Origin of the sequence: Paraburkholderia sp. BR14374 (genome assembly GCF_040948685.1) — a bacterium.
Classification (GTDB): Bacteria; Pseudomonadota; Gammaproteobacteria; order Burkholderiales; family Burkholderiaceae; genus Paraburkholderia; species Paraburkholderia youngii.
In genome coordinates this window covers 291032-313912 of sequence record NZ_JBFPKF010000007.1, presented here as the reverse complement: position 1 = coordinate 313912, position 22881 = coordinate 291032, and the positions used below count along the sequence as shown (strand labels likewise).

At 61.6% G+C, this 22881-nt stretch carries 24 protein-coding genes; 9 read left to right on the top strand and 15 right to left on the bottom strand.

Annotated features, from left to right (window positions below; translation table 11 throughout):
• Positions 1 to 29 precede the first annotated feature (29 nt).
• Both AB3X86_RS19300 and AB3X86_RS19295 read right to left on the bottom strand, forming a co-directional pair.
• Positions 30 to 779 (bottom strand): S-adenosyl-l-methionine hydroxide adenosyltransferase family protein, encoded by a 750-nt coding sequence (locus AB3X86_RS19300; RefSeq protein WP_368597231.1) that lies wholly within the window; start codon positions 777 to 779, stop codon positions 30 to 32.
• Between the two features lie 89 nt (positions 780 to 868).
• The gene (locus AB3X86_RS19295) at positions 869 to 1846 is read right to left on the bottom strand and encodes a LysR family transcriptional regulator (RefSeq protein ID WP_368597230.1); all 978 of its coding nucleotides are present in this window, start codon (positions 1844 to 1846) and stop codon (positions 869 to 871) included.
• Between the two features lie 119 nt (positions 1847 to 1965).
• Here AB3X86_RS19295 and AB3X86_RS19290 point away from each other — a divergent pair, with 119 nt between their 5' ends.
• Positions 1966 to 2787, top strand: coding sequence for an aldo/keto reductase (locus AB3X86_RS19290; protein ID WP_368597229.1), 822 nt, complete (start codon positions 1966 to 1968; stop codon positions 2785 to 2787).
• A 10-nt stretch (positions 2788 to 2797) separates the two neighbouring features.
• On the opposite strand, the gene AB3X86_RS19285 is transcribed toward AB3X86_RS19290, so the two are convergent.
• Complete coding sequence (locus tag AB3X86_RS19285) at positions 2798 to 4369, bottom strand: MFS transporter (protein WP_368597228.1); 1572 nt, start codon at positions 4367 to 4369, stop codon at positions 2798 to 2800.
• Between the two features lie 159 nt (positions 4370 to 4528).
• Here AB3X86_RS19285 and AB3X86_RS19280 point away from each other — a divergent pair, with 159 nt between their 5' ends.
• A complete protein-coding gene (locus AB3X86_RS19280; RefSeq protein WP_176111959.1) occupies positions 4529 to 5431 on the top strand; it encodes a LysR family transcriptional regulator in 903 nt (300 codons plus the stop codon).
• Between the two features lie 208 nt (positions 5432 to 5639).
• Here AB3X86_RS19280 and AB3X86_RS19275 read toward each other — a convergent pair whose 3' ends face one another.
• The 3 genes from AB3X86_RS19275 to AB3X86_RS19265 form a co-directional block, all read right to left on the bottom strand.
• The gene (locus tag AB3X86_RS19275) at positions 5640 to 6308 is read right to left on the bottom strand and encodes a DNA-binding response regulator (RefSeq protein ID WP_368597227.1); all 669 of its coding nucleotides are present in this window, start codon (positions 6306 to 6308) and stop codon (positions 5640 to 5642) included.
• 18 nt (positions 6309 to 6326) lie between these two features.
• Positions 6327 to 7232: a S1C family serine protease gene (locus tag AB3X86_RS19270; RefSeq protein WP_368597299.1), complete on the bottom strand. Its 906-nt coding sequence runs from the start codon at positions 7230 to 7232 to the stop codon at positions 6327 to 6329.
• A 152-nt stretch (positions 7233 to 7384) separates the two neighbouring features.
• Positions 7385 to 7582, bottom strand: coding sequence for a hypothetical protein (locus tag AB3X86_RS19265; RefSeq protein ID WP_368597226.1), 198 nt, complete (start codon positions 7580 to 7582; stop codon positions 7385 to 7387).
• A gap of 163 nt (positions 7583 to 7745) precedes the next feature.
• On the opposite strand from AB3X86_RS19265, the gene AB3X86_RS19260 reads away from it, so the two are divergent.
• Positions 7746 to 8168 (top strand): ACT domain-containing protein, encoded by a 423-nt coding sequence (locus AB3X86_RS19260; protein ID WP_368591998.1) that lies wholly within the window; start codon positions 7746 to 7748, stop codon positions 8166 to 8168.
• Positions 8169 to 8244: 76 nt separating this feature from the next.
• Entirely contained in the window at positions 8245 to 8706 is a 462-nt protein-coding gene (locus AB3X86_RS19255; RefSeq protein ID WP_176378199.1) for a hypothetical protein, read from the top strand.
• 41 nt (positions 8707 to 8747) lie between these two features.
• On the opposite strand, the gene AB3X86_RS19250 is transcribed toward AB3X86_RS19255, so the two are convergent.
• Positions 8748 to 11501, bottom strand: a complete 2754-nt coding sequence (locus AB3X86_RS19250; RefSeq protein ID WP_368597225.1) for a UPF0182 family protein — start codon at positions 11499 to 11501, stop codon at positions 8748 to 8750.
• 223 nt (positions 11502 to 11724) lie between these two features.
• On the opposite strand from AB3X86_RS19250, the gene AB3X86_RS19245 reads away from it, so the two are divergent.
• On the top strand, positions 11725 to 12309 hold the full coding sequence (locus AB3X86_RS19245; protein ID WP_368597224.1) for a glutathione binding-like protein: 585 nt from the start codon (positions 11725 to 11727) through the stop codon (positions 12307 to 12309).
• A 250-nt stretch (positions 12310 to 12559) separates the two neighbouring features.
• On the opposite strand, the gene AB3X86_RS19240 is transcribed toward AB3X86_RS19245, so the two are convergent.
• Positions 12560 to 12790, bottom strand: coding sequence for a hypothetical protein (locus AB3X86_RS19240; RefSeq protein ID WP_368597223.1), 231 nt, complete (start codon positions 12788 to 12790; stop codon positions 12560 to 12562).
• On the opposite strand from AB3X86_RS19240, the gene AB3X86_RS19235 reads away from it, so the two are divergent.
• Together AB3X86_RS19235 and AB3X86_RS19230 are read left to right on the top strand one after the other, a co-directional pair.
• Entirely contained in the window at positions 12789 to 13505 is a 717-nt protein-coding gene (locus AB3X86_RS19235) for a transposase (RefSeq protein ID WP_368597222.1), read from the top strand. The two genes, AB3X86_RS19240 and AB3X86_RS19235, sit on opposite strands and share 2 nt — an antisense overlap.
• Before the next feature lie 330 nt (positions 13506 to 13835).
• A complete protein-coding gene (locus AB3X86_RS19230) occupies positions 13836 to 14423 on the top strand; it encodes a YSC84-related protein (RefSeq protein WP_368597221.1) in 588 nt (195 codons plus the stop codon).
• Positions 14424 to 14484: 61 nt separating this feature from the next.
• Here AB3X86_RS19230 and AB3X86_RS19225 read toward each other — a convergent pair whose 3' ends face one another.
• The 7 genes from AB3X86_RS19225 to AB3X86_RS19195 form a co-directional block, all read right to left on the bottom strand.
• Positions 14485 to 15708: a polysaccharide pyruvyl transferase family protein gene (locus AB3X86_RS19225; RefSeq protein ID WP_368597220.1), complete on the bottom strand. Its 1224-nt coding sequence runs from the start codon at positions 15706 to 15708 to the stop codon at positions 14485 to 14487.
• Complete coding sequence (locus AB3X86_RS19220) at positions 15705 to 16763, bottom strand: lysylphosphatidylglycerol synthase domain-containing protein (RefSeq protein ID WP_368597219.1); 1059 nt, start codon at positions 16761 to 16763, stop codon at positions 15705 to 15707. Before AB3X86_RS19220 ends, AB3X86_RS19225 begins: the two co-directional genes overlap by 4 nt.
• Before the next feature lie 122 nt (positions 16764 to 16885).
• Entirely contained in the window at positions 16886 to 17083 is a 198-nt protein-coding gene (locus AB3X86_RS19215; RefSeq protein ID WP_368597218.1) for a hypothetical protein, read from the bottom strand.
• A gap of 107 nt (positions 17084 to 17190) precedes the next feature.
• Positions 17191 to 17736, bottom strand: a complete 546-nt coding sequence (locus AB3X86_RS19210) for a phasin family protein (protein ID WP_368597217.1) — start codon at positions 17734 to 17736, stop codon at positions 17191 to 17193.
• 328 nt (positions 17737 to 18064) lie between these two features.
• Positions 18065 to 18259, bottom strand: coding sequence for a hypothetical protein (locus tag AB3X86_RS19205; RefSeq protein ID WP_176378207.1), 195 nt, complete (start codon positions 18257 to 18259; stop codon positions 18065 to 18067).
• Positions 18260 to 18329: 70 nt separating this feature from the next.
• The gene (locus AB3X86_RS19200) at positions 18330 to 18962 is read right to left on the bottom strand and encodes a response regulator transcription factor (protein ID WP_176111192.1); all 633 of its coding nucleotides are present in this window, start codon (positions 18960 to 18962) and stop codon (positions 18330 to 18332) included.
• A 98-nt stretch (positions 18963 to 19060) separates the two neighbouring features.
• The gene (locus tag AB3X86_RS19195; protein WP_368597216.1) at positions 19061 to 19567 is read right to left on the bottom strand and encodes a hypothetical protein; all 507 of its coding nucleotides are present in this window, start codon (positions 19565 to 19567) and stop codon (positions 19061 to 19063) included.
• Between the two features lie 18 nt (positions 19568 to 19585).
• Here AB3X86_RS19195 and AB3X86_RS19190 point away from each other — a divergent pair, with 18 nt between their 5' ends.
• Both AB3X86_RS19190 and AB3X86_RS19185 read left to right on the top strand, forming a co-directional pair.
• Positions 19586 to 20356, top strand: a complete 771-nt coding sequence (locus tag AB3X86_RS19190; protein WP_368597215.1) for a DUF3047 domain-containing protein — start codon at positions 19586 to 19588, stop codon at positions 20354 to 20356.
• Positions 20357 to 20548: 192 nt separating this feature from the next.
• Positions 20549 to 22873: a PAS domain S-box protein gene (locus AB3X86_RS19185; protein ID WP_368597298.1), complete on the top strand. Its 2325-nt coding sequence runs from the start codon at positions 20549 to 20551 to the stop codon at positions 22871 to 22873.
• The last annotated feature ends 8 nt before the right edge of the window (positions 22874 to 22881 follow it).

The following is a 22881-nucleotide window of genomic DNA, read 5'->3' as shown; positions in this document are numbered from 1 at the left end:
TCGCGACGCTCCAACTCTGATAGGGCGCGCTACGTCACCGATTCGCCGCCCTCCTTCACCTGGACCGCATCTCCGACACGCACGCCAAGCTGCGTCGCGGCGCTGCCGCGATTCACGGCGATCTCGACGAGCCCGATCGAGTTCTCGTACCAGAAAGCTCGACCGGCCGTTACATCGGAAAAGACCCGCGCATACCCGACATCGGCATCTGCGATGCTCAGCCGCGCAGACCTCGGCACGGTTCCAGCCCGCAGCCCCGTCAGCGCATTGCCGTAGTGATCGACGTAAATGACCTCGGCGAAATCGCCCGCATCCAGTTGCCCGCTCAAGCCTGTCCTCTCAACGAGCTTGTCGGAAGGCAACTCGCCGCGGCTCACCCATGCCGCCATCGGGGCGAACAGATCGCGACCATGAAATGAGGCGGAAAGCGCGGATGGACGCCACGTAATCCGCCAAGTCCGGGTATGTGCCGCGCGCGCCGCCACGACCGAGAGCAGCCCGTTGTCCGGCCCGACGAACCGCTGCCCGTCGGCTTGCAGCACGACGGCATCCCGCTCGCTACCCACGCCGGGATCGACCACGGCAAGGAACACACAGTCCGGCGGATACCACCGTGCTAGCGCCGCGAGTAGATGCGCGCCTGCCCGCGGGTCGTAGTTCGGGGCAGTATGCAGCACATCGATAATGGGGGTGCCGGCTGCCGCGTGTCGCAGCAAAGCGACCCTTACCTGCCCGACATAGATGTCGTCGGCGCCGAAATCGGTAAAGAGTGCGAGCATCGCATAGCCTCCTTGCAGTCCTGTGCCGCCTCGCCGGTCAGTGTTCGTTAAATATTCGAAATCCCCGCTTCTCGCCTTCTCCGCACATATCAGCGCGAGCGGGAACGCGAACGCCTCGATGGAGATCGGCTCCGCTTTGCTTGCTCCGGGGTCGCAGACCCATTTGCCGTGATCTGCGCATCAATGCAGAACGCGATGAACGCCTGCACCTTTGCGGCCAGGTGCCGCCGCGACGGATAGAGCGCATATAGAGGGAAACGTTCATCCGGCCAGTCCGGAAACAGATCGACAAGCTCGTGCTGTGCGATCAGTGTTTCCGTGCCGATCGACATGACCTGGGCGATTCCTGCGCCCGCTACGCAAGCGTTCAACATCGTGCCGACATCGGAGACCAGCAGCCGCCCCGAGACCGGGATGCTGACGACCTCCTTGCCCCGCTGGAACTCCCATTCAAAGGGGCGTCCCGATAAGGGATTGTAGAAAAGTATGCGTTCGTGATCGACGACGTCATCAGGACAATTGGGGCGGCCGTTGCTTTCAAGGTAAGCCGCAGACGCAACCGTGATGATCCGCGCTTCCAGCAGCTTGCGAGCAACCAGAGTACCAACCGGTGGCGGCCCGAAGCGTATCGCAAGGTCGAAGCCATCCGCAACGAGATCGCCCACGTCATCGCGCATGATCAATTCCACCGAAAGCTCTGGAAACTGCCGCAGAAATCCGGGCAGCTTCGACGCGAGGACGGTCCGCGAGAAGAATGGGTCCACGTTGACGCGCAACTTGCCTTGGACCACGCCGGCAGAACCCGATGCTGTACTTGCCGCGCACTCGATGCCGATCAGATGTGGGCTGACAGTCTCGTAGAGACGCCTTCCTTCGTCGGCCAAGGTTTGCGATCGGGTCGTACGGTCGAGCAAGCGGACGCCGATCTGCTTTTCCAGCCGGCTTATCGCTCTGCTTACGCCCGACGGAGACACGCCGAGCGCCTCCGCGGCACGAACGAAACTTCCGCTTTCGGCGACAGCGGCAAGCACCGTAATCCCCGCGAACAATCGACCGTCGAAGGTCATGATGCGCCTCGAATACTGATGGATTCGTGATTTTAATCATTTCAGATTTGATTGAACCATACTTTATTCATCAATTGGCGCGTGAGACATTGGACGCCTCATCAACACGGAGGAACAGCATGCAAACGATCAAACGAGGAGAGCTCGCCATACCACGCCTGGGCTTCGGTACGTTCCGCATGCCCGGCAACGACTGTCAGCCGGTCGTAGAAAGCGCGCTGGAAGTCGGCTATCGGCATATCGATACCGCCGAGATGTACCAGAACGAAGAATCGGTGGGGGCCGCCATCGCCGGCTCGGGCATCGCGCGGGACGAGCTATTCGTGACGACCAAGGTATGGCACGAGAACCTCGAACCCAACGCCCTGCGCCGCGCATTTGCCAAGAGCCTCGAGAAGCTGCGACTTGATTTCGTCGACCTCTACATGATCCATTGGCCCTCCCGCGACATGAATCTTGCGGCTGCTTTGGAGACGCTCATGCAGCTCAAGGAGGCGAGGCTTACCCGCGGCATCGGCGTGTGCAATTTCAATATGCCGTTGATCGAAGCGGCCGTTGAGGACATAGGCGCGCCGATCGCCTGTCATCAACTTGAATATCACCCGTTCCTGGATCAGTCCGCGATGCTCGCCTATCTGCGCTCGAAAAACATCCCGTTGGTCGCGTATGCGCCGCTCGCACAGGGACGTGCGGCAAGCGATGCGACATTGGCGCGGATCGGCAGCAAGCACGGTGCGACTGCCGCACAGATTGCAATTGCCTGGCTGCTCGATCAGAACGGCGTTATTGCGATCCCCAAGGCGCAGCGGCGCGAAAGCCAGCAAGCAAATCTCAATGCACTAGCTGTTCGACTCGACGACGATGACCGCAAAGCAATCGCAGCGCTTCGCAAGGATCAGCGTTACGTCGTTCCCCCCTTCGCTCCCCAATGGGACGCGTGATTCAGCAGGCTTACGTGCTCGGGCGACGGACACACTCATCCAGCGCAGAGTTCGGACGATGCGCGTACGTGCCCAGTCCGAATGCGACGACGCTGAGCAGCGCCAAAGCCCATACACAGATCACGGCGTACAGCATCACGAGACCAAAGCCGTGCACGAGCGCCGCATGAGCGACCACGCCATGCGGATCGGGGGTTGCGAGTTTCGCGCTGTCCTGCATGAGATCCGCAAAATTGCCTGCGGCCACCTTTTGCGCGAGAAAACGCAGCGAAGATGCTTCGGAAAAGCCGGGAAGCGCGCGAGAAAGATTAGAAAGCACGCCTTCGAAGAGTATGTAACCCATCAGCGCGATATTGATGGCCAGACTGATCAGTCTCGCGCTCATATCGATACCCGAGGCCATGCCCGCGCGGTTCGGCGAGACCGAGCCGGTCGCGGTATTGGTGACCGGCGTGTTGGTCATCCCCAGCCCGGTTCCGCACAACAGGCACCCCGGCAGCATCGTGAGCCAACTCGCCTGCTCCGCGCCAGCGCCGAACCTCATCACGATGAAGCCTAGACCGATGACGAACAGTCCGAGCGGAATGACCCTGCGCGCATCGAAGCGCAGCGCAAGCCGCTCGGCAAATGGCGGCACGATGAGCGTGGGTAGCGTATAGGCGAGCAGCGACAGTCCGGACTTCACATTCGTGTAGCCGAGCGCGCCCTGAAAATAGATCGGCAGATAGATCATGAACGGCCAGTAGCTGAAGTTCATGCCCATCGATCCGCATATCGCACCTGAAAACCGCCGAATCCGGAACACGGAAAAATCGAACATCGGCCGACGACTGCGCTTCTCGACGAGGACGAACGCGATAAAACTCGACGCCGTCGCGGCGCCGATGCCGAGCGCGGCGGGGCTCTCCAAGCCGAGATCCGGACCTTGCGTAATCAAATAGACGAGACCGAAACACGACGCGGAAAGCGTGAGCATGCCAGCAACGTCCAGGTGTTGCGCATGCGGGTCGCGGGACTCCTGCACACCCGCGTAGACGAGACCTAGCGCCACGATCGAGATCAACGCGTGGACGAGGAACACCCACTGCCAGTTGGCGACTGCGACGATCATGCCGCCGATGATCGGACCAAACCCAAGGCCGATGCCAAAGATGATTCCCCAAGCGCCAAACGCTTTGCTGCGCTCGCGCCCCTCCTGGAACTGATGCGACAGCACCGCCACCTGGCAGATCAGCATCGCTCCACCGCCGATCCCTTGAAAAAAACGGCTGACGATCAGGACGGACGCACTCTGTGCGAGGCCGCAGATGAGCGAGGTGATTCCGAACATCACGATGCATGCCACGTAGATGCGTTTGCGTCCGAAACGGTCTGCCAGCGCGCCAGTGCCCATCAGCACGGTGGTGCACGCGAGCGTGTAGGCGTTCATGATCCATTGAATCTCCTTGAAATCTGCGTGCAGCACGCCTTCAAGGGTGGAGAGCACCGTCGGCACACTGGAAATTTCGAGGCCAAACATCAGCGAGGTCAGGCATACCGCGGCGAGCGCCACGGCATTTTTGGAAGGGGTGGCGAGTGTCATGAGATATCGCAGGAAAAAGGTGCGTTTGTGCGTACAGGTCGGCGTACACGGAGGGAGCTAATCGATCAGCAGCATCACGTCGGATGTACTATAACGGGAACCATTGTCCCTATTGAGGCAGTTTTTTCCCACAACTTATTCCCACAAGGACCCAATTCGGTGGACCAACTCGATGGCGTAGCGGTCTTTGTCAAGGTGATCGAAGCCGGTAGCTTTACTGTTGCGGCCGAACGCATGCACCTCACGCGGTCGGCCATCGGCAAAGTGATTGCGAAGCTCGAGGCGCGCCTCGGCGTACGCCTGCTCCAGCGCACGACGCGTAGCCAGACACTGACGGAGGCTGGGCGCAGCTATTACGATCGATGCGTCCGCGCGCTTGCCGAGCTGGACGCCGCCGAAGCCGAACTGGAGACCGGATACAGCGAGCCACGCGGTCGCCTGCGGGTCAGCGCTCCGCTCGCATTCGGCCACCATTGCGTCGCTCCGGTGTTGTTCGGACTGGCACGCAAGCACCCCAAACTACAGATCGACATCTCGTTTACAGACCGGGCCGTCGATCTCGTTGAAGAAAACATCGATCTTGCGGTGCGCATCGGCGCTTTGCGCGACAGCACGAGTCTCGCCGCACGGCATCTCGGCGTTCAGGAAACCAGCATCGGAGCGGCCCCGGCGTATCTTGCGCGGCATGGGACGCCCGTCGATATCGACGATTTCGCGAAGCATGCGGGCATCGCTTACTCGCGCGCCGGCGTGGTGTCGCCATGGCGCGTACTCGACACGGACGGGGTTGAACGGGAATTGCTGATCAAGCCGCAACTGAGCCTCGACGATATCCAGGCGATTGCCGGAGCAGGCGTCGCCGGTCTGGGGCTCGTGCAGTTGCCATGCTGGTTGCTGACACGATACGTGATGACGGGCGAACTCGTCGCGGTGAGGGAGCGTTGCGGCGTGCGACCACAGGACATCCACGCGGTGTGGCCGAACACGCGATATCTTCCATCAAAGACTCGTTGCGCGATCGATGCACTGGTCGCGGAGATCCCACCGATGATTCTTCGTTGAGGTGCGTGAAGCCGAGCCGTGCGGACGATTGCCGAGACCGCACGTGCAAGGTTCGAGGGAATGCCCGGGCTACGTTCAAAGGCTTTCACGCTCAATTCGGCAACGAGTGAAGCCACGAACTTCTACGTTTGGGAATCGGAGGACGCTGCCAAAGCGTTGTTCCAACGTGACGTCGTCCAGCGTCGCGGGTAGAGACACTCGAGCTTTTCTACACCATGATGAATCCGTGCCGCATGCCGAGCATCACCGCCTCGGTGCGGTTGGTCGCACCGAGTTTGCCGAAGATGGACGACAGGTGGAATTTCACCGTGTTGTCGGAGATGTCGAGTTGCCGCGCGATCTCCTTGTTGCCGAGTCCGTCGGCGAGCATCACCAGCACTTCGATCTCTCGTAATGTCAACGCTTCGAACGTTTCGCCGGGTGCCTTCTGGCGCGACGGTCTCGTTTCCGCGAGCAGCCTTGCGAGGATGTCGGGCGTCAGCACGCAAAGGCCCGCGGCCACGGCTTCGATGGAGACGACGATTTCGGCTGGCATCGCGTTGCGCGGCAGGATGGCTACCGCGTCGGTGGGCAACGCATCGAGCATCCAGTCGCTGTCCGGGTCGTCGCTCAACAGCACGAGCGACGGCAACGCGTGCGAGAGTTCGAGTGGAATCTTGAGCGCGTCGCTTGCCTCCGGCGCGGTGTCGGCGACGATCACATCCGGCACCGATCCGGCGAGGCAATCGACGAGCTTTTCGGCATCGGCTGCGCTACCCAGGAACTCGAGCGCCGGGTTCGCCTCCACAAGCGCTTGCAGGCTCGCGCGCTCTTGCCACGATGCCGCAATCACTGCGACCCGCAAAGGCACCGTCTGTCTCGTCCGTCCATCCGACATTTCGTCCCTTCCCGGACCTCATCTGCACGGATTCCGTTGGGGCCGTTCGCCCACTGTTACCGAACACGCGTGGCGTTCGCCGCCTCGGATCAAGGCGATCTGCAACTGCTGCCCAACGCTTGCGGAGCCCAGCGCGGCACTTACGTCGCCCATGTCGCGGCAAGGCTTGCCGTCCAGTTCGATCAGTACATCGCCTATCAGCACGCCCGCCTGCTCCGCAGGGCCGCCCGGCGCAAGCGAGTTGATCAACAAGCCACTGCCGAACGACAGGTTCATTTCCTTGACCCAGGCGTCCGGCAGGCCGACCCGCTGCGTGCCGACACCAAGGTAGCCCCGCGACACGCGTCCTTTTGCCAACAGTTCATCGGTGACGCGCTCCACGGTCGTCCCGGGAATCACGATGCCGGCGCCGCGCATCAGTGCCGACGTGCAGATGCCGACGACCTGCCCGCGCATATCCGCGAGGGCCGCCCCGGAAAAACCCGGGCGCAGGCCGCCGTCCAGTCGCACGAACGCATCGAGTTGTCCGCCTCTCCACGTGCGCCAGGCCCCCGCCGCGCCGCCGATCACGCCAAAATCAGCGTTAACGCCGGAATCATCCGCACGGGCAACGGCGAGCGCAAGATGACCCGGCTTCAGTGAGTGGGCATCGCCAGAATCGATTGGATCGAGATCGACACCGTCCAGTTTCAGCACGCCGACGTCGGAGCCCGCGTCCAGACCCGCGAGGACCGCGGCGACCGTACGGCCGTCGGTCAATGTGACTTCGATCCCTTCCTCGCGCCTGAGCGTGTGTGCGGCGGTCACGACGACGCCACGGCGCCAGATTACGCCGCTCGACGGCATGCGATGCCGGCCGTGTACCGCCACGACACTCCGCCCCACTCGCGCGACGATGTCCGCCAGATTGTCCGAGAGATCCATCAAAGGATTGCTGCTCGAGGATGTGGTTTCCATGTCAAGCCCCCTGCCCATTGCGTTATGACGACGGATTCACAATGACAGAACCACGGGGGGCGCACACCACCCAAATGGGTAGCCGGGTAGATGCAGTGCGGGCCCTGTTCAATCTGCGGCTAACGCCGCCCGCTACGGCCCCATACATAGCGCACCCATCGCTGCCAGCGGCTTTGCGGTGGAGCGGGCGCGTGGCGCACAGTCTGCGCTTCGCGGTCGCGCTGGACGGACTTCTGCACCTGGTCGTGGATCTGCCTCAAGCTCATGCCGCCTGGGCCTTTGAGCTTGTCGGGATCGTCATCGGGATCGTCTGTCATCGGAGTCGCCTGTGTGTGAAGAGGCGACTTGATCTTGATACAGATGCCGGGCAGCAGCAAGTTGGACGCGGATCGCCGACCGGTGCGCGGTCCAACGGGCCTTGCCCGCATGCCGTTCGTGAAGTAGATTTTTCTAATGAGGTTCGAGCCGGGAGGGACGGCCATGGAACTGAGTGTGGAACGTGTCGAGGTTTGGGCAGCTACCATCGACGACAAACCGGGAGGTCTTGCGAAAGTCTTAAGCGTCTTGCGGGATGCTGGTGCCGACTTGCAGTTCATCGTGGCGCGTCGCACGCCAGAGGCATCGGGTAAAGGAGTCGTGTTCGTCGCTCCGCTACAGGGAGACAGTGTGACCCGCGCCGCCACCCAGGCGGGGTTCAGCGTCACCCCGAGCCTTCACTCCATCCGTGTAATGGGTCTGGACCAGTTGGGCATCATCGCGCAATTGAGCCAGATGCTGGCGGATGGCGGGATCAATCTGCGCGGCGTCTCGGCCGCTGTGCTTGGCACGCAATTCATCGCTTATCTCGCGCTCGACTCGCTGGACGACGCCGAAAAGGCGATTGACCTTCTACAAAGGGCCTGAAGTACCCGTACCGGACTGCGGACCGGCTGGCTCTTGCTGGCAGCGAATCCCAATGCCGGTAGGGAGGTCGGCAGGGATGAAGACACCGACGACCACAAGGCGGGTGCTTTGGGCGCTCTCGCTTTGCATTATTGCGACTTGCATCGCCGTTGGCGGGGTATTGCTGTTCGAGCTGTTGGTGGTCGGCCGTGCGGTCAGCGATTTCCGCCGGGACACGGCTATAGCGCAGGTGGGCATCGGACGTGGCGAGCCGGCTACGGTCGAGGAACGCATCAACCCGCCCTACCTGAAGCGGTACGGCCTGGACCGCAACCTTTATAAGGACATTCACGGAAACTTTTCGCCAACCGGCGCCGACTGGCGGCAATGGGGGCTGCGCACCAAGGTCGCGGCCACGGTGATGTGGCTGGGTCACGATCCACCGGGAACCTGGTGGACCTACGTTCAGATCAGGTGTGTTGATCGGTTTCCTGAAGCTCACGCCGACAGCGAGCCGATCGTCGATGTTGCCGACGCTTGCCTCGGCGAACCGCATTGATCGACGCGCAGGCTTTCAACGACCGTTGCTTGTCCCGCTGGTCATTTGTGATCATCGGAACGGCCGGCACCGAGTGCCTCGAGCAACGGCCGCAGCGCATTCAGTTCCGCACCGAAGCCGCTCCAGTCTTCCGCCTTCAGTCGCTCGATCGCGCGGTCATAGTGAGCAAGTGCCTCTCGCGCGCGAACATCCACTGTGCCCCGGGATGGCGATGCCGTTCGCGCGGTCTCCTGGAAAAGCGCCGCCAGCGCTTGATCCAGCGTGTCCTCCATCACCACACGGTCGCCATAGGCGGCAATTACTCTCTTCATCTCCGGCAACTGACCGGAGGCCGCGCGCAAATAAAGCGGAGAAACGTAGAGGATCGAGTTCTCGATCGGCACGACTACGAGATGACCGCGAATGACGCGTGAGCCCATCTGGTTCCACAGCGAAATCTGCTGCGAGATCTCGGTATTCTGCTGAATGCGCGCTTCGATTTGAAACGGCCCGTAGACCAGCTTGTCCTTCGGAAAGGTATACACGATGAGCTTGCCGTACCCGGGCTGATCGCAGCGCGCCGCGAGCCAGGCAATCATGTTCTCCCGCTGGCTCGGCACCATCGGCAGCATCAGGATGAACTCGGCGCGCGGGTCGCCGGGGAGTCGCATGATCGTGTAATACGGCGGCATCGTGCTGGCGGAGCTTCCGCCATCCATGCCGACCAGCTCCTGAGGAAACTGCCACAGATCCTCGCGGTTGTAGAACACTTCCGGCGCATCCATGTGATACGCGCGGTAGAGCTGCGCCTGGATCAGAAACAGGTCTTCGGGGTAGCGGATATGCTGCCGTTGCCCCGCTGGCATCGCGTCCAAAGGCTTGAACATACCGGGGAAGATGCGCTCGTAGGTGCGCAGGAGCGGATCGGCGGGATCGCTGACGTAGAAATCGACCGTGCCGTTATACGCGTCGATCACGACCTTGACCGCGTTTCGAATGTAATTGGCGCTGTCGCCGAAACCGGGCCGGGAGTAAGGAAACCACTGGCTGACGGTGTAGGCGTCCTGTATCCAGAACAGCCGCCCATTGCTTGCGACGACATAGGGGTCATGGTCGAGAGTCAGAAACGGCGCGATCGTACGCACGCGGTCCTGAATGTTGCGGTGAAGCAGTATCCGGCTCTGGTCAGTGATATAGCCGCTCAGCAAAATGTTCGGATCGTCGAGCTGCCAGGCAAAGAGACTGCGGCGTCCCACACCGCCGAGCGCGACGCCGTCGCGCCCGCTATACCTCGTGTACGCATTGGTCGGCCTGCGGGGATAGTCGAACTCAGCTACATTGCCGTTCACGATCACATAGTCCTGCCGGCCTTCACTGAAATAGAGACGTGGTTCGCGAATCGCCGGCCCGCCGCTGGAGACGGGCGGAATATCGTGCAGATAGAAAGACGGTAAGCCTTCAGTGGATTTCTCGGTGACTGGCGACATCACGACGCCGATGCCGTGAGTAAAGATAAGGTGCAGGTTCACCCACGTTTGGGCGTTGGACGGAAGCATCGCCGGTTCCAGTTCTCGCGCCGACAGCACCACCTGCCTGTATCCGCTATCGAGCTGATAGCGATCGATGTCCACCGAAAGAAATTTGTAGTAAGTCCTGATCTCCTGCAGCTGTGCGTAAGTGTCCATCAGCGGTGGCACATCCCAAAGCCGGATGTTGTCGATGGTCGCCCGATTGGCCTGCAGCGAGTCGAGCGTCAATCCCTGCTCGGCCTCGAACGGCTTGACCTCGATCTTTGCAAGGCCGTACGCCTGTCGCGTTAGCGCGATCGTATGCTCAATATAGGGTGTTTCCAGTTTCAGCTCGCTCGGCTTGACATAGAAGCGCTGAAACAGCGAAGGATAGATCTCGGCGAACACGATCGAACTGCCGAATACGAGCAGTGCGAGAGCGACGGGCAGCAGATGGCTGCGCTGGCGCATGTTGACCCAAAGAGCAACCGACGAGGCGGCTCCAAGGCCGACAAGCATCCACAGGACCGGCAACTCGACGTGGACATCGGTATAGCTGGCGCCGACCACGACGCCGTTGTCGCCATAGAGCAGCAGGAAGCGGTCGAGCCACCACGACCATGCCTTCACCGCAAAGAACAAACCGAGCAGTGCCGAGCCATGAGTGATGGCGGCGGCCGACAGCGTGCGTGGTGGCCTCTCCAGCGCAATGTCACCGCGCAACGCGTACACAGCACCCGCCACGACCGCGCTCCAGAACACTAGCTGCAGCAGCCAGTTCTTCAAAGCGACATACGCGGGGAGCGAGAAAAGATAAAAGCCGATATCCCTCTCGAAAATCGGATCGCGCTCGCCAACAGGCACCTGATATATGAAGCGAAGCGCGACGTCCCAATTCGAAACTTCGCTAGCGGCAATAACCAGCCCCAGGACGACCGCGGCGCAGGCAATACTGGCGCGCCAGGGAACGTGCGGCGCGATCAGTTCGGACAGTTCGACGGCAACCTCGCTCGCATGCGACGGATCGGCTGCTTGCGCTCGCAAGACATCGACACGCCTCGCGTAACGATGCGCCAACATCCCCGACAGCCAGATCGCGCACGCCGAGATTGCGAACACCGTCGCAAACAGCAGCACCCGCGCCGAAAGGATGGTCCAGAAAACGCCACCATAGCCGACCGAAGAGAACCACAGCCAGTCGACGAGGACGCCGGTGATGCGTCCGACGACGATCAGGGCAACGACGACGGCCGCCACCGTGATTGCATAACGTCTCAGACGCACGCCGGACTTCACTTCCGACCGCATAGTCCCTCCTGTGCTGAGCGTCGCCGATGCCCTGCTGCGGTTGTGATGCCGGTTCGGATGGGCCGGGTCAGACAGCTTGAATTATTGTAGGAGCCACAGTCAGAATACTAGTGACCCTACTTTCTACTTGCTATCGAGTCTGCGGGACCGTGGCTATGACGGCGGCATACCCTTTGCTGCAATGAAACGGCGCAGTTCATTTCACGAAAATGGGACCACTACCATGAAGCTCTACTATTCGCCAGGTGCCTGCAGCCTCGCCGACCATATCGCAATGCATGAGGCCGGCCTCACTTTCGACAGGGTTCGCGTCGATTTGAAGTCGAAGGAGACGGAAACGGGGGAGCAGTTCAATCGGATCAATCCAAAGAGCTACGTCCCAACCCTCGAGATGGATGACGGTCAGCGGCTTACCGAGAATATCGCGATTCTTTCGTGGGTCGCACAGCGCAAGCCTGCCCTTGCACCCAATAGCGAACCCGGCAACCTGCGCCTGCTCGAGATGCTCGCGTTCATTTCGACAGAAATCCACAAGCAGTTCGGCCGTGTTTTCAAGCCCACTTCGGACGCTGAAGCAACGGCAGCGCGTGAGAAGCTTGGTCAACGCTTTCAGTTGATCGCCACCATGTTCAAGGGCGATTACCTGTTCGGTAGCGAAGCGAGTGTGGCGGACGCCTATTTGTTCACCATGCTGCTCTGGGCTCAAAAGGTGGGTATCGAAGTGCCTGAGAAATTGCGAACCTTTGCCGAACGGATGCGCGCGCGTCCGGCCGTCCAGCTTGCGATGAAGCACGAGGGACTGGAATGATGAAGCACCGATCGTCGCCGCGCCCGCGAGGCGAATGCGGCGCGACGAAAACCATCCGGTCCTCGCCGCGCGCGTCACATCTTGCCATTCACTCGACGACGAGCGTCGCTTTCAACGCAACCGCTCATGCACGCGTTCAACGCAGTTCGCGATGAAATAGCGTGAGTCCGCTGCCGCCTGCACGCGCAAGATGCCGTCGAACGCAGTCAGCAGTTCGATGAACTCATTGAACGCGTTATCGCGCGCCGCATCAGCTCGGATAGCTGATCGTCAGGATGAAGCGGCGCCGCAATTCAGCGGTGGCATAAAAAACGCTCGCTGCGAGCGGCAAATCAGCGAAAAGAGGCCAGAAAAATGGCCTTTTCGCGATGCAAATCCGCGCAGATGATCGATAGAATTTTCCATAGCGCGTTACGCACCATGACGCGTCCGATATCTGTGGGATCGCGTTCCCACAGCGGATTTTCAGTTGATTCAGCATGACACGGCTCGCACGGCACTACGTCCCCGAACAACCGCAACACGTAATCTTGCAGGGAATCGTGGGCCCTGCATTTCTGGACGAGGGAGACTACCTGTACTTCCTCGCCTGTCTGGCAGACGCCGCGCGCGTCGCCGATCTGGCAGTCCACGCGTGGGTGCTCATGCCTGACGCGGTCCAGTTCCTCGTCACGCCTTCATACGAATCGAGCGTGGCCATGGCGATGCAGGCAGTGTGCCGTCGCTATGTCGAGACCTTCAACCGCCGCCATGGACGCCGCGGTGCGGTGTGGCGTGGCGGGTACCGGGCGACGGTGATCGAGCCCGAACGGTATTTCCTGCTCACGAGCCAGGTCATCGATCAGGCGCCGGTGCGCAACCGCCTTGTTGCCGACCCGGCAAACTACCAGTGGTCGAGCTGCGCGCACCACCTCGGGCAGCGTGTGGATAGCTTCATCAAGGATCACGCGCTGTACCGGGCGCTCGGCAATACGCCGCTGGAGCGCCAACAGGCTTACCGCGATCTGGGCGCACGGCCGCTTGACGAATGCGAGGTCGAGAACCTGATGCAGTCGACGCTCAATGGCTGGGTGCTCGGCAGCGCCGCGTATTGCGAGTGGGCGGCGCGGACAGCCAATCGGCGTTTGATGCCACTACTGCTGCGCGACCGCGCGTCCACGGTCCACACGACACGCGCGCTCGCACACGTGGGCTAAGCAAAGGAGAAACGAAATGGAATTCAGTCTTTCTGCTGTCCGGCCATTTCCGTGGGCTTTCTGCACTCGTCGACAATGAGCCCGCCTTCTGTGCCGATTCGCAAATTGCGCGTATCGACGCATGTCAACGCAATACCCGTGCTGCCCCTTACATACAATTGGGAGGTCATCTTCTACGATCAGGTGATGACTGAATGCACGGCTTATTTTTTCAAGGCAACAGGCAGTCGGTCCCGCAGCAGTCAACGCAATTGGCAAGTGTCGGTGGAATATATTCCTTCAACCATTGCAGCATCACGGGTTAAACCGTGAACCACGATGGAGGCAGCCATGCGCAGAAGAAGCTTCTTACAAACAGGTGCCGCGGTTCTGGCAGTCGCGGGTGTGGCGCTGAGCGGGTCCGCGGTCACGATGAGTGACGCCGTTGCCGCCGAATCCAACGCGTCGAAGCGGCAGGTCATCGATGCCAAGGTCAACGAGACCCTGTCGCGGCTGTTCGAGACGGTCAAAGGTTCAAGAGAACTCGTCGACAAGGCGAACGGCGTACTGGTGTTCCCGTCCGTGCTCAAGGTCGGCTTCATCGCCGGTGGCCAATACGGTGAAGGCGCTTTGCGGGTGCACGGGAAATCGGTAGGCTACTTCAAGACGATATCCGGGTCGTTCGGCTTGCAGGCGGGCGCGCAGTCGAAGGCCATGATCTTTCTGTTCATGACGCATGAGGCGCTCGACAGCTTTCGCAAATCCAACGGATGGTCGGTCGGTGGCGAAGGTTCAGTCGCGCTCGTGAAGGTCGGAGCGAACGGCACGATCGATACGACAACGGCCACCGAACCCGTCCAGGCGATCGTGCTGACGAATGCAGGTCTGATGGCTGACGTGTCGCTGGCCGGCACCAAGGTTTCTCGACTGAAAATCTGACGACATTGCTTACAGCGTTTGTCTGACAGGGTCTTGCGCTCGTCGCGCAAGGCCCCGCATTTTACGCGCAACGCATCGCAGCTTGCATCTGTGCGAACCCCTCCCGATAGCGAGCGGCGAGGTATGCGGCCGTGCGCCCCAGCAACACCCGGTCGATCGCCAGGGCATCGAGCATTGCTTCCGAAAGCGCCTCGATCCCGACGCTGCCCGGCACGGCCGCTGGCTCCCACGTCGCGGCAAACGCGGACTGTTTCGTCGTGTCATGCGCGCGCGCCGGATGAACGAAATTCACCCGCGGCACACCGAACGCCATCGCGACGATCCGTCCATGCAGGCTGCTTCCCGCATAGGCCGTGGCATCCGCGATCAGTGCGCAGATGTCCCATATCTCCAGCGATCGGAAGAGTTGCGTGCGTGAGACCTTCATCCGCTCCGCAATCCGTTCGTAGCACGCCATATCGTCATGCCAAGGCGCGGCACCCGCTCGAAAAAACACAATACCAAGCCCGCTCTCGTTCGACACGCGATCGAGCTCACGCGCTAGCACACCGAGCGTTCTATCGTCGCCGAAGTCCGCACTGAACTGCACGGCGACATATCCATCGGGAAACGTCCGCTGCAAGTTCGTCACGCCGCTCGGCTCCTTGTGCGCGCGAATGGTCGCGCCGAACAGCTCGGCCACCATCACCGCCGGGTCCGGCACGAGCCGCGCAAGAATGCCCGCCGCGGCGAGCCCGCTCTGCGTGCTGACGTCGCGCACGCTGACGTCGTCGGCTTGCGTGAGCTTCGACAGGACTTCTGCTCGCATGCAGGGGTCCAGCCGCTCGACATCGACGCCGCCAACCGCTTGATAAATGACGCTCGACGCCAAGGGAAACATCTCACGAGACGCCATGTAGGGGGCAAGCGCATCGAGACCCGTCAGCGCTCGTGCCCACGAGCGTCGCTCATCGTGATGTGCATCCAGTCGCGCGATGATCTTTTGTGCCTCGTCCCGCGGCAGCAGCATCACCGCCGCCTCCCAGTCGTCGCAAGTCAGGATCTCGCCGCCTGCGTGCACGATATGCACGCGATCCTTGCCGCGTTCGGCAGCCAATTGCGCGAGCGCCTGTACAGCGTGGCCACCGTAGACGCGCAGGTCGCGCTGCGCGAGCCCGGCGAAGATCACGCGCTCGCACGCAAGCAGTTTTGCGACGACATGAGGGAACAGCAGGTCACCCAGGTTGTGGCGATCGAAGGCGCCGAACAGCACTACCGCATCATGCTTTCCAGTGTCTCGCATCATGATTTGCGACCGACCCTCTGCGAAGGGTGGCTACGGTGCTCACCGGGTTCCGCTGCGGCGCCACCTGCCGTCGCATTGGCCGGAGCCCGCCGCTTGTCGCGCCATTCTTCCACCTGCCAGGCAATCAGCCCAGGCAGAAAGACGATGATGTCACGAAAACGGCGCGCACCCGCGAGCGCGAGGCAAAGCTGCGGAGGAAAACCAAGCACCGTACCGATCAGCAGAAATCCACCTTCCTGAACGCCGAGCGCGCCAGGCACAAAGAACGCGACGCTGCTGAGCGCCTGGATCAGCGACTGCAGCACGAGTGCCTGAAGGAAACTTGCTTTGGCCGACAGAAAATAGAACGCGAGCCACAGCTCGAGCGCGGTCGCGATGCATTGGAGTGATTGCCAGACGAGCAGGTAACGGATGATCACACCGGGCTGATGCCAGAGGTCGCTAATCGACTGATCGATGCGCACCGACTCGCCGACGAGGGAGCGGAATTTGCCGCTGGTGATGCGATTGAACAGCTTCGTCAGACGGGCGAACGGACTCGCTCGCTGCACCAACGAAAACGCCAGAAGCAGCACCGCCAGAATGGCGATGCCGCCTCCGAGCCTGGCTGCGAGGTGCAACGCCGTGGCGCCGGCATGGGCGATCAGATAGCCGATGGCCGCAATGGCGAACAGCATTTCGCTGATCAGCGTCAGCTGGAGATCGACGACGAGGCTCGCCATGGCGGGGGCCGGCTCCATGCCCCATTTGCGCATCATGCGGAAGGTCACGACTTCGCCGCCCACTCGTGCGACCGGCAACATGCCGTTCACGGACTCCCGAATCCAGACGAGGCGCAGTACGGCGAACAGATTCGGGCGGAGCGGGCCGCGCATCAGCATCTGCCAATTCCTCGCGTTGGCGAGCATCGGCAGAACATGGACTATCCCTGCAAGCGCGAGCCCGGCGCCGGCTGCGCGCATCAAACCGAGCACCTTTTGCGCGTCGACGTGCCAGACGAGCCAGACCGCGATCGCCAGGCCGGCAAGTGCGGCAACCCGGGCGAGATATTTCATAAGCTGGTGGCAGCGTCCTGTCGGATGTTTTCAGGTATCGAACCGCGAGCCTCGGTTCGAGCTGCCGCATAATTCGTTCCCCGCGCCGGGAGAATGCTGTGTTATTTGCTGTCCGGCACCAGTCAACGGACCCTTGCGAACGCACGCAGCATAGCGTCGCCACGCGGCGTCACGTGAGGAAGCCGGAAGCCCGAGCCAGCTGGCTCATTCGTGATCAACTGCAGTTCGCGCAGCGCGCCAAGCTCTGCCCGATCCAAATCGATTCGTTCAGGCGCATCCTTCAACAGCAGCAGCGTGGCCACTTCGTGCGGGCTCAACATATCGCGTACCTCGCGGCGGGAAGGAACGACGGGTGACGAGATCGGGCCACGGCTGCATCCGCAGCACGCGAGAACCGGACCCGGCAGGATGTGTGGAAGCTTGTCGCCTATCGGGTCGACGAGCGGCGTGCGCGAGGCGGACTTCGGCGTTCCGGCGTGTCAGGGGTCGCCTTTGCAACGCGTTCGAGAATGGCGCGGACCATTTCCCCTACGTCTGCTTCGGCGACGGACTCGCCGTCCCGCTGCACCTGCGGCGACACAATGTCCTCGCTCAGCGTCGGGTCGACGCCCGTTGCGCAGGCCGGCTGCTCGGCGGACATGGTGCCCTCGCGGAGCTCATGCACGTCGTCGTGATTGCCAACGGCGCGGCACGGCGTGATGGTTGCCGACGCGATATCCATCCAGCCGCGCGTGTAATCGGCGAACTGCAGGACGAGCCAAGGCATCACGTCGGCCTGGCGTCTGATCAACTGTTCAGGTGTCTGGGCGCGCCATACACTTTCCCAATGCAGCGCGGCACCTGTGACCGCGGACCTGCACGTGTCGACGTTCAACCTCATCAGCGCGCAAAAGCCGGTGACGAGCTGGTTCGGCAGTTGCGACACGTCGGTCGGAACGGATAGGGCAAATGGCATCTGTTTTGGGCTGCTCACGGGATATCTCTCAGGTTCTCGCGGACACGGTGATCGCTGCCACTGCGATTCGTGAAGGTCGTTCCCACGCCGGGCCGTCGGTCGGGCAGACAGTCTGAAGCCGTCTTAGAGCAGTCATTCTAACTTTGTTAAGTCGGATTCCAATTTTCGAGAGCCAGGGAGTTTCCCCGATATGTGGGAAATGCGCGCCTATGATGAGCGCGCGAGACGCGACGGGGTCAACCGGAATTGCGAGTGACGGGCGACGACGCAAGTGCCAGATACTTGCGCCTGGCATCGAGGTTCGAGAGGGAGTTTGCGGTCGATGAACCGCAAGGAGCGGCGCGGCTTAATGCACGGTTCCGAAGAACAGTTGCGCACCCTCCTCCGGCGTCAACCCCGCGGCGAAATAGGCCTCGAGACGCGTGGCCTTTGCATCGTCGAGCAGAAAAGGCGGCCGTACGAGGCCCGCTGCGACGGCATGGTCATACCATCGGCTCAACCACGCGCGCAATTCGATTTCACTCGCCGATAGCACTTCCATGCGATGTTCTCCCACACCAGGTGTACCCGCGCGACGGGTTCGTTCGAAAGCATTGGTCCAGCTTCATCGACTACTCGCTGATCAAGCCGTGCCTGATCGCATAACGGATCACCTCCGCGTTATTCGAAAGACCCAGCTTTTGCATTAGCCGCATCTTGTGGGTGCTGATCGTCTTGGCGCTGAGCGAGCACGCTTCCGCGATGTCATTGATGCTCCGGCCGCTCGCGATCAGCTGTAGCACCTGAAACTCCCGATCCGTCAGGACTTCGTGCGGCGGCACGTCTCCCGCATGCTTTTCAAAGACCATCGCGTCGACCAGTTTCGGGTCGATGAAGCGTCCGCCGTCGGCGAGCTTACGGATTGCCGCCAGCAATACGTCCGGATCGCTGTCCTTGGTCACGTAACCTGTCGCGCCTGCCCTCAGTGCGCGCGACGCCACCTGCGCCTCGTTGTGAATGCTGAGCACGAGCAGCGGCAACCCGGGTCGGTCGGAGCGCACGCGTCGGATCAGATCGACGCCGCTGATGCCGGGCATCGTCATGTCGAGCAACAGCAGGTCGATGTCACAGTTGCGAAGTTTGTCGATCACCTCGGAGCCGTGGCCAGCCTCCTCCACCACGATCATGTCCGCGGTAGTTGCGATGATCTGCTTGAGGCCGCCGCGCACGATCGCGTGATCGTCGGCGATGAGGATCTTGATCATGTCCCGAATCCGAACTCGTCCGTGAGGCGCCCGATTGGTGAAGCCTTGGTCCGATCATCTCGCATTCGCAGGACTCGCGGCGGCCAAGTTGCGCCCGGCTAGCTGACCAGCGAAAACGTCACCGGGGTTTCTGCCCGATCGACCAGTTCGTCGAGCCGGTCGACGAGTTGATCGAGCGCCACGAACGTGCCGGCATCGAAACCTTCCGCATGATCGCGGCGCAATTCCTTCAACGTCTGCTGCAAACGTCGTATCGCGACAGGACGGGTGTCGCGCAACGGCCAGCAAAACAGCAGGTATGTCAGCGGTGTCAGGCTGCGCGCCTCGCACCACGTTTCGAACAGGCGCTGGCAAATTCTGTCGATCTCTTGCAAGCGCCTGCGTCGGTCCAGAAAGTCCGCAATCATTTTGCACATCGCCTTTCGATCTTCGCAAGCATCACCGATGATGGATGAACGGGCGCTAGCGCACAGTCGTCGGCGGCTGCAAATGACTACGGCAAAGCCTGATCCGGGCGTCAGGAAATCCTGAATCCCCGACACGCGCGGAAGTAAGCGGCCGCTGAAATGTCGCCAGCGCTGCCCATTACAATGGTTGCTATCCACGAGACGAATGCGACCGCCATGCACCTTCCTTCGAGCCGCCGAGCGCAAAAACGAACCGCACAGCCAGCCTGGATCGCCGCATGTGTCGCGCTCCTGTTGTTGCCGCTCCCCCTTCTTGCCCAGGACGAAAATCCCGGTATCGCCTTTTCCACGAGCGAGCCCGGCGCCTCGCTGCCCGCTGGCTGGAAGAACCTGCCGGTGGTGCGCGGCAAGCCCATCACGCAATACACGCTGGTTCACGACGACCACACCACGGTGCTGCAGGCGGACGCGAACCGCTCCGCTTCTGCGTTGATGCACGAAGGGAATATCGACCTCGCGCGCACACCCGTCGTGGCATGGCGTTGGAAAGCGGATGGGCCGATCGCGGGCGCCGATAACCGCGTCGCGTCGAAGGAAGACGCGCCAGCGCGGCTGATGTTCATGTTCGACGGCGACAAGAGCAAGCTGTCGATGTTCGACCGGGCGAAGATGGGGCTGGCCAAACAACTGAGCGGCGAAGACCTGCCCTATGCGACGTTGATGTACGTCTGGTCGACCAACGCGGCGCCGGGCACCGTCATTGCCAACCCCCGCACGAACCGCGTGCAGATGATCGTGGTCTCCGGTCAGCCCGGCGATGCGGGTCGGTGGCAAAGTCTGCGCCGCAATATCGTGCAAGACTACGAGCGGGTCTTTCACGAACCGCCAGGACGAATCACAGGCTATGGGCTGCTCACCGATACCGACAATACCGCTACCACGACACGCGCCTGGTACGGGGATGTCCAGTTCCTTCCCGGGCCTTGATAACCCGGTGCCGTCGAACTGATCGAGCCGGTCGGCGTGACTCGGCTGGCTCGGTTCCCGACCCGATTCCCCGACCGTGTCCGGTGTGGCATAACACGTGCTGCCAGATCATATTCTCCAGGATCGAATCGCATGAATCATTCGAAACCCGACGACTACCGAGCACAAGACGGCGCGCAAGCCGGTCCATCCATGCCTGACGACTGGGCCCAGCGATGGATCGACTCCGTCATCGACTATGCGGTCATCGGACTTTCGCCGGAAGGCATCATCCGTACCTGGAACGTCGGCGGCGAGAATATTCATGGCTTTCTGGCTGACGAGGTCATCGGGCAGCGCTTCGACATTTTCCACACGCAGGACGATCGCGACAAAGGCAGCGCCGCTGCGTTGCTCGATATCGCCCGCAGCACCGGCCGCTCCGAGTCCGAGGGCTGGCGCATCCGCAAGGACGGATCACGGTTCTGGGCCAATGTCGTGATCACCGCTCTGACCGACGACACAGGGCGTGTGCTCGGCTTCGGCAAGATCGTGCGCGACATGACGGACAAGAAGACCGCGCACGATGCCGTCGTCGAGAGCGAACGGCGCTTTCGCATGCTCGTGAACGGAGTGACGGACTACGCGATTTTCATGCTTTCTCCCGCCGGGATCGTCACGAACTGGAACGCCGGCGCTCGCCGGATCAACGGGTATAGCGCCGAGGAAATCATCGGCTCGCACATGTCGCGCTTCTACACACCCGAGGATGCCGCGGCCGACCTGCCGCAACGGGGACTGTCGATCGCAGCCAGCGAGGGACGGTTCGAAGCCGAAGGGTGGCGGGTGCGCAAGGACGGCCGGCGCTTCTGGGCGCACGTGGTGATCGATGCAATCCGTGACGAAGATGGGGCGCTGGCCGGCTTTGCGAAAATCACGCGCGACATCACCGAGCGTATGGAAGCCAGCCGGATGCTGGAGGACACGCGCAAGGCGCTATTCCAATCGCAAAAGATGGAGGCAGTCGGCAAACTGACGGGCGGCGTTGCGCACGATTTCAACAATGTGCTGCAAATCTTGCGCGGCAATCTGGAATTGCTCGACAGCCGGCATTCCCGCGACGAATGGACTCGCGAGCGCGTGGCAAAAGCGATAACAGCGGTCGAGCGCGGCTCGAAACTCGCGTCGCAACTGCTCGCGTTCGGACGGCGGCAACCGCTACGGCCGGTCGTCATCAACCTGGCCTCCGCGCTTCGCGGCATGGACGATCTGCTGCGCCGGGCTCTCGACGAGACGATCGACGTGGAAACGGTCGTCGCCGGCGGCTTGTGGAACACCCTCGTCGATATCCATCAGCTGGAAAACGTGATCCTCAATCTGGCGATCAACGCACGGGACGCGATGCCTGAGGGCGGCAAGCTGACGATGGAGCTCTCCAATGCGATGCTGGACGACGAGTACGTCGCCACGGTGCCGGACATCCAGGCTGGCCAGTACGTGCTGCTGGCCGTCACCGACACCGGCACAGGCATGCCGCCGGACGTGGTGGATCGCGCGTTCGATCCTTTCTTTACGACGAAACCGGAGGGAAGAGGAACGGGTCTCGGGCTCAGCATGGCATACGGCTTCGTCAAGCAGAGCGGCGGCCATATCAAGATTTACAGCGAGGTCGGGCACGGCACGACGGTCAAACTGTATCTGCCCCGCTCGGACCGGCCGGCAGTCGAACTGCCGCCACGCGTCACACCGGCTCCCAAGGGAGGAACGGAAACGATCCTCGTCGTGGAAGACGACCGGAACGTGCAATCGACCGCCCTCGACACGCTCTCGGACCTCGGCTACCGGGTCCTGAAAGCCGACGCCGCCGAGGAAGCGCTCGCCGTATTGCGCAGCGGCGTCCATATCGATCTGATTTTTTCCGATGTCGTGATGCCGGGTCCGCTTCGCAGCACGGACATGGTCGCCCAGGGTCTGCGGCTGCTGCCGCATCTGAAGGTCCTTTTCACGTCGGGGTATACGCAGAACGCGATCGTCCATGGCGGCAGGCTCGACCCGGGCGTCGACCTGCTCAGCAAGCCGTACAGCCGCGAGCAGCTTGCGCGTAAGATCCGTCAGGTGCTCGATGTCGGCGACCCCGTGCGTAGCAAAACTTCGCGCGATGCGGCGCTCGGCGGCCCGGTCGCCTCTTTGCGTATCCTGTTGGTCGATGACGACGTGAACCTGGCTCAAGCGACCAACGAACTGATCGGCTTGCTTGGGCATTCGGGAAAATTCACGACGTCGCCGCGTGAGGCGCTCGAGTGGCTGGCAAATGAACCCTTCGACGTGCTGATCACGGACCTGCGGATGCCGGATATCGACGGTATCGAACTGGCGAAGCAGGCGACCGCGCGAGCGCCTTCACTCCATATCGTGTTTGCGTCGGGGTACGCAAACCCGCAATTGCCATCGATGCCCTTTCGCTGGACCGCATTGAGCAAACCGTTCACCATCGACGAACTCGCAAGCGTGCTGGCCGGCGTTCGTCAGCGGAAATGACTGCATTT

Coding starts and splice junctions, on each gene's coding strand:
- AB3X86_RS19300 (WP_368597231.1), bottom strand. CDS start 779: ATGCTCGCACTCTTTACCGATTTCGGCGCCGACGACATCTATGTCGGG.
- AB3X86_RS19295 (WP_368597230.1), bottom strand. CDS start 1,846: ATGACCTTCGACGGTCGATTGTTCGCGGGGATTACGGTGCTTGCCGCT.
- AB3X86_RS19290 (WP_368597229.1), top strand. CDS start 1,966: ATGCAAACGATCAAACGAGGAGAGCTCGCCATACCACGCCTGGGCTTC.
- AB3X86_RS19285 (WP_368597228.1), bottom strand. CDS start 4,369: ATGACACTCGCCACCCCTTCCAAAAATGCCGTGGCGCTCGCCGCGGTA.
- AB3X86_RS19275 (WP_368597227.1), bottom strand. CDS start 6,308: ATGTCGGATGGACGGACGAGACAGACGGTGCCTTTGCGGGTCGCAGTG.
- AB3X86_RS19270 (WP_368597299.1), bottom strand. CDS start 7,232: ATGGATCTCTCGGACAATCTGGCGGACATCGTCGCGCGAGTGGGGCGG.
- AB3X86_RS19265 (WP_368597226.1), bottom strand. CDS start 7,582: ATGACAGACGATCCCGATGACGATCCCGACAAGCTCAAAGGCCCAGGC.
- AB3X86_RS19260 (WP_368591998.1), top strand. CDS start 7,746: ATGGAACTGAGTGTGGAACGTGTCGAGGTTTGGGCAGCTACCATCGAC.
- AB3X86_RS19255 (WP_176378199.1), top strand. CDS start 8,245: ATGAAGACACCGACGACCACAAGGCGGGTGCTTTGGGCGCTCTCGCTT.
- AB3X86_RS19250 (WP_368597225.1), bottom strand. CDS start 11,501: ATGCGGTCGGAAGTGAAGTCCGGCGTGCGTCTGAGACGTTATGCAATC.
- AB3X86_RS19245 (WP_368597224.1), top strand. CDS start 11,725: ATGAAGCTCTACTATTCGCCAGGTGCCTGCAGCCTCGCCGACCATATC.
- AB3X86_RS19235 (WP_368597222.1), top strand. CDS start 12,789: ATGACACGGCTCGCACGGCACTACGTCCCCGAACAACCGCAACACGTA.
- AB3X86_RS19240 (WP_368597223.1), bottom strand. CDS start 12,790: ATGCTGAATCAACTGAAAATCCGCTGTGGGAACGCGATCCCACAGATA.
- AB3X86_RS19230 (WP_368597221.1), top strand. CDS start 13,836: ATGCGCAGAAGAAGCTTCTTACAAACAGGTGCCGCGGTTCTGGCAGTC.
- AB3X86_RS19225 (WP_368597220.1), bottom strand. CDS start 15,708: ATGATGCGAGACACTGGAAAGCATGATGCGGTAGTGCTGTTCGGCGCC.
- AB3X86_RS19220 (WP_368597219.1), bottom strand. CDS start 16,763: ATGAAATATCTCGCCCGGGTTGCCGCACTTGCCGGCCTGGCGATCGCG.
- AB3X86_RS19215 (WP_368597218.1), bottom strand. CDS start 17,083: ATGTTGAGCCCGCACGAAGTGGCCACGCTGCTGCTGTTGAAGGATGCG.
- AB3X86_RS19205 (WP_176378207.1), bottom strand. CDS start 18,259: ATGGAAGTGCTATCGGCGAGTGAAATCGAATTGCGCGCGTGGTTGAGC.
- AB3X86_RS19200 (WP_176111192.1), bottom strand. CDS start 18,962: ATGATCAAGATCCTCATCGCCGACGATCACGCGATCGTGCGCGGCGGC.
- AB3X86_RS19190 (WP_368597215.1), top strand. CDS start 19,586: ATGCACCTTCCTTCGAGCCGCCGAGCGCAAAAACGAACCGCACAGCCA.
- AB3X86_RS19185 (WP_368597298.1), top strand. CDS start 20,549: ATGCCTGACGACTGGGCCCAGCGATGGATCGACTCCGTCATCGACTAT.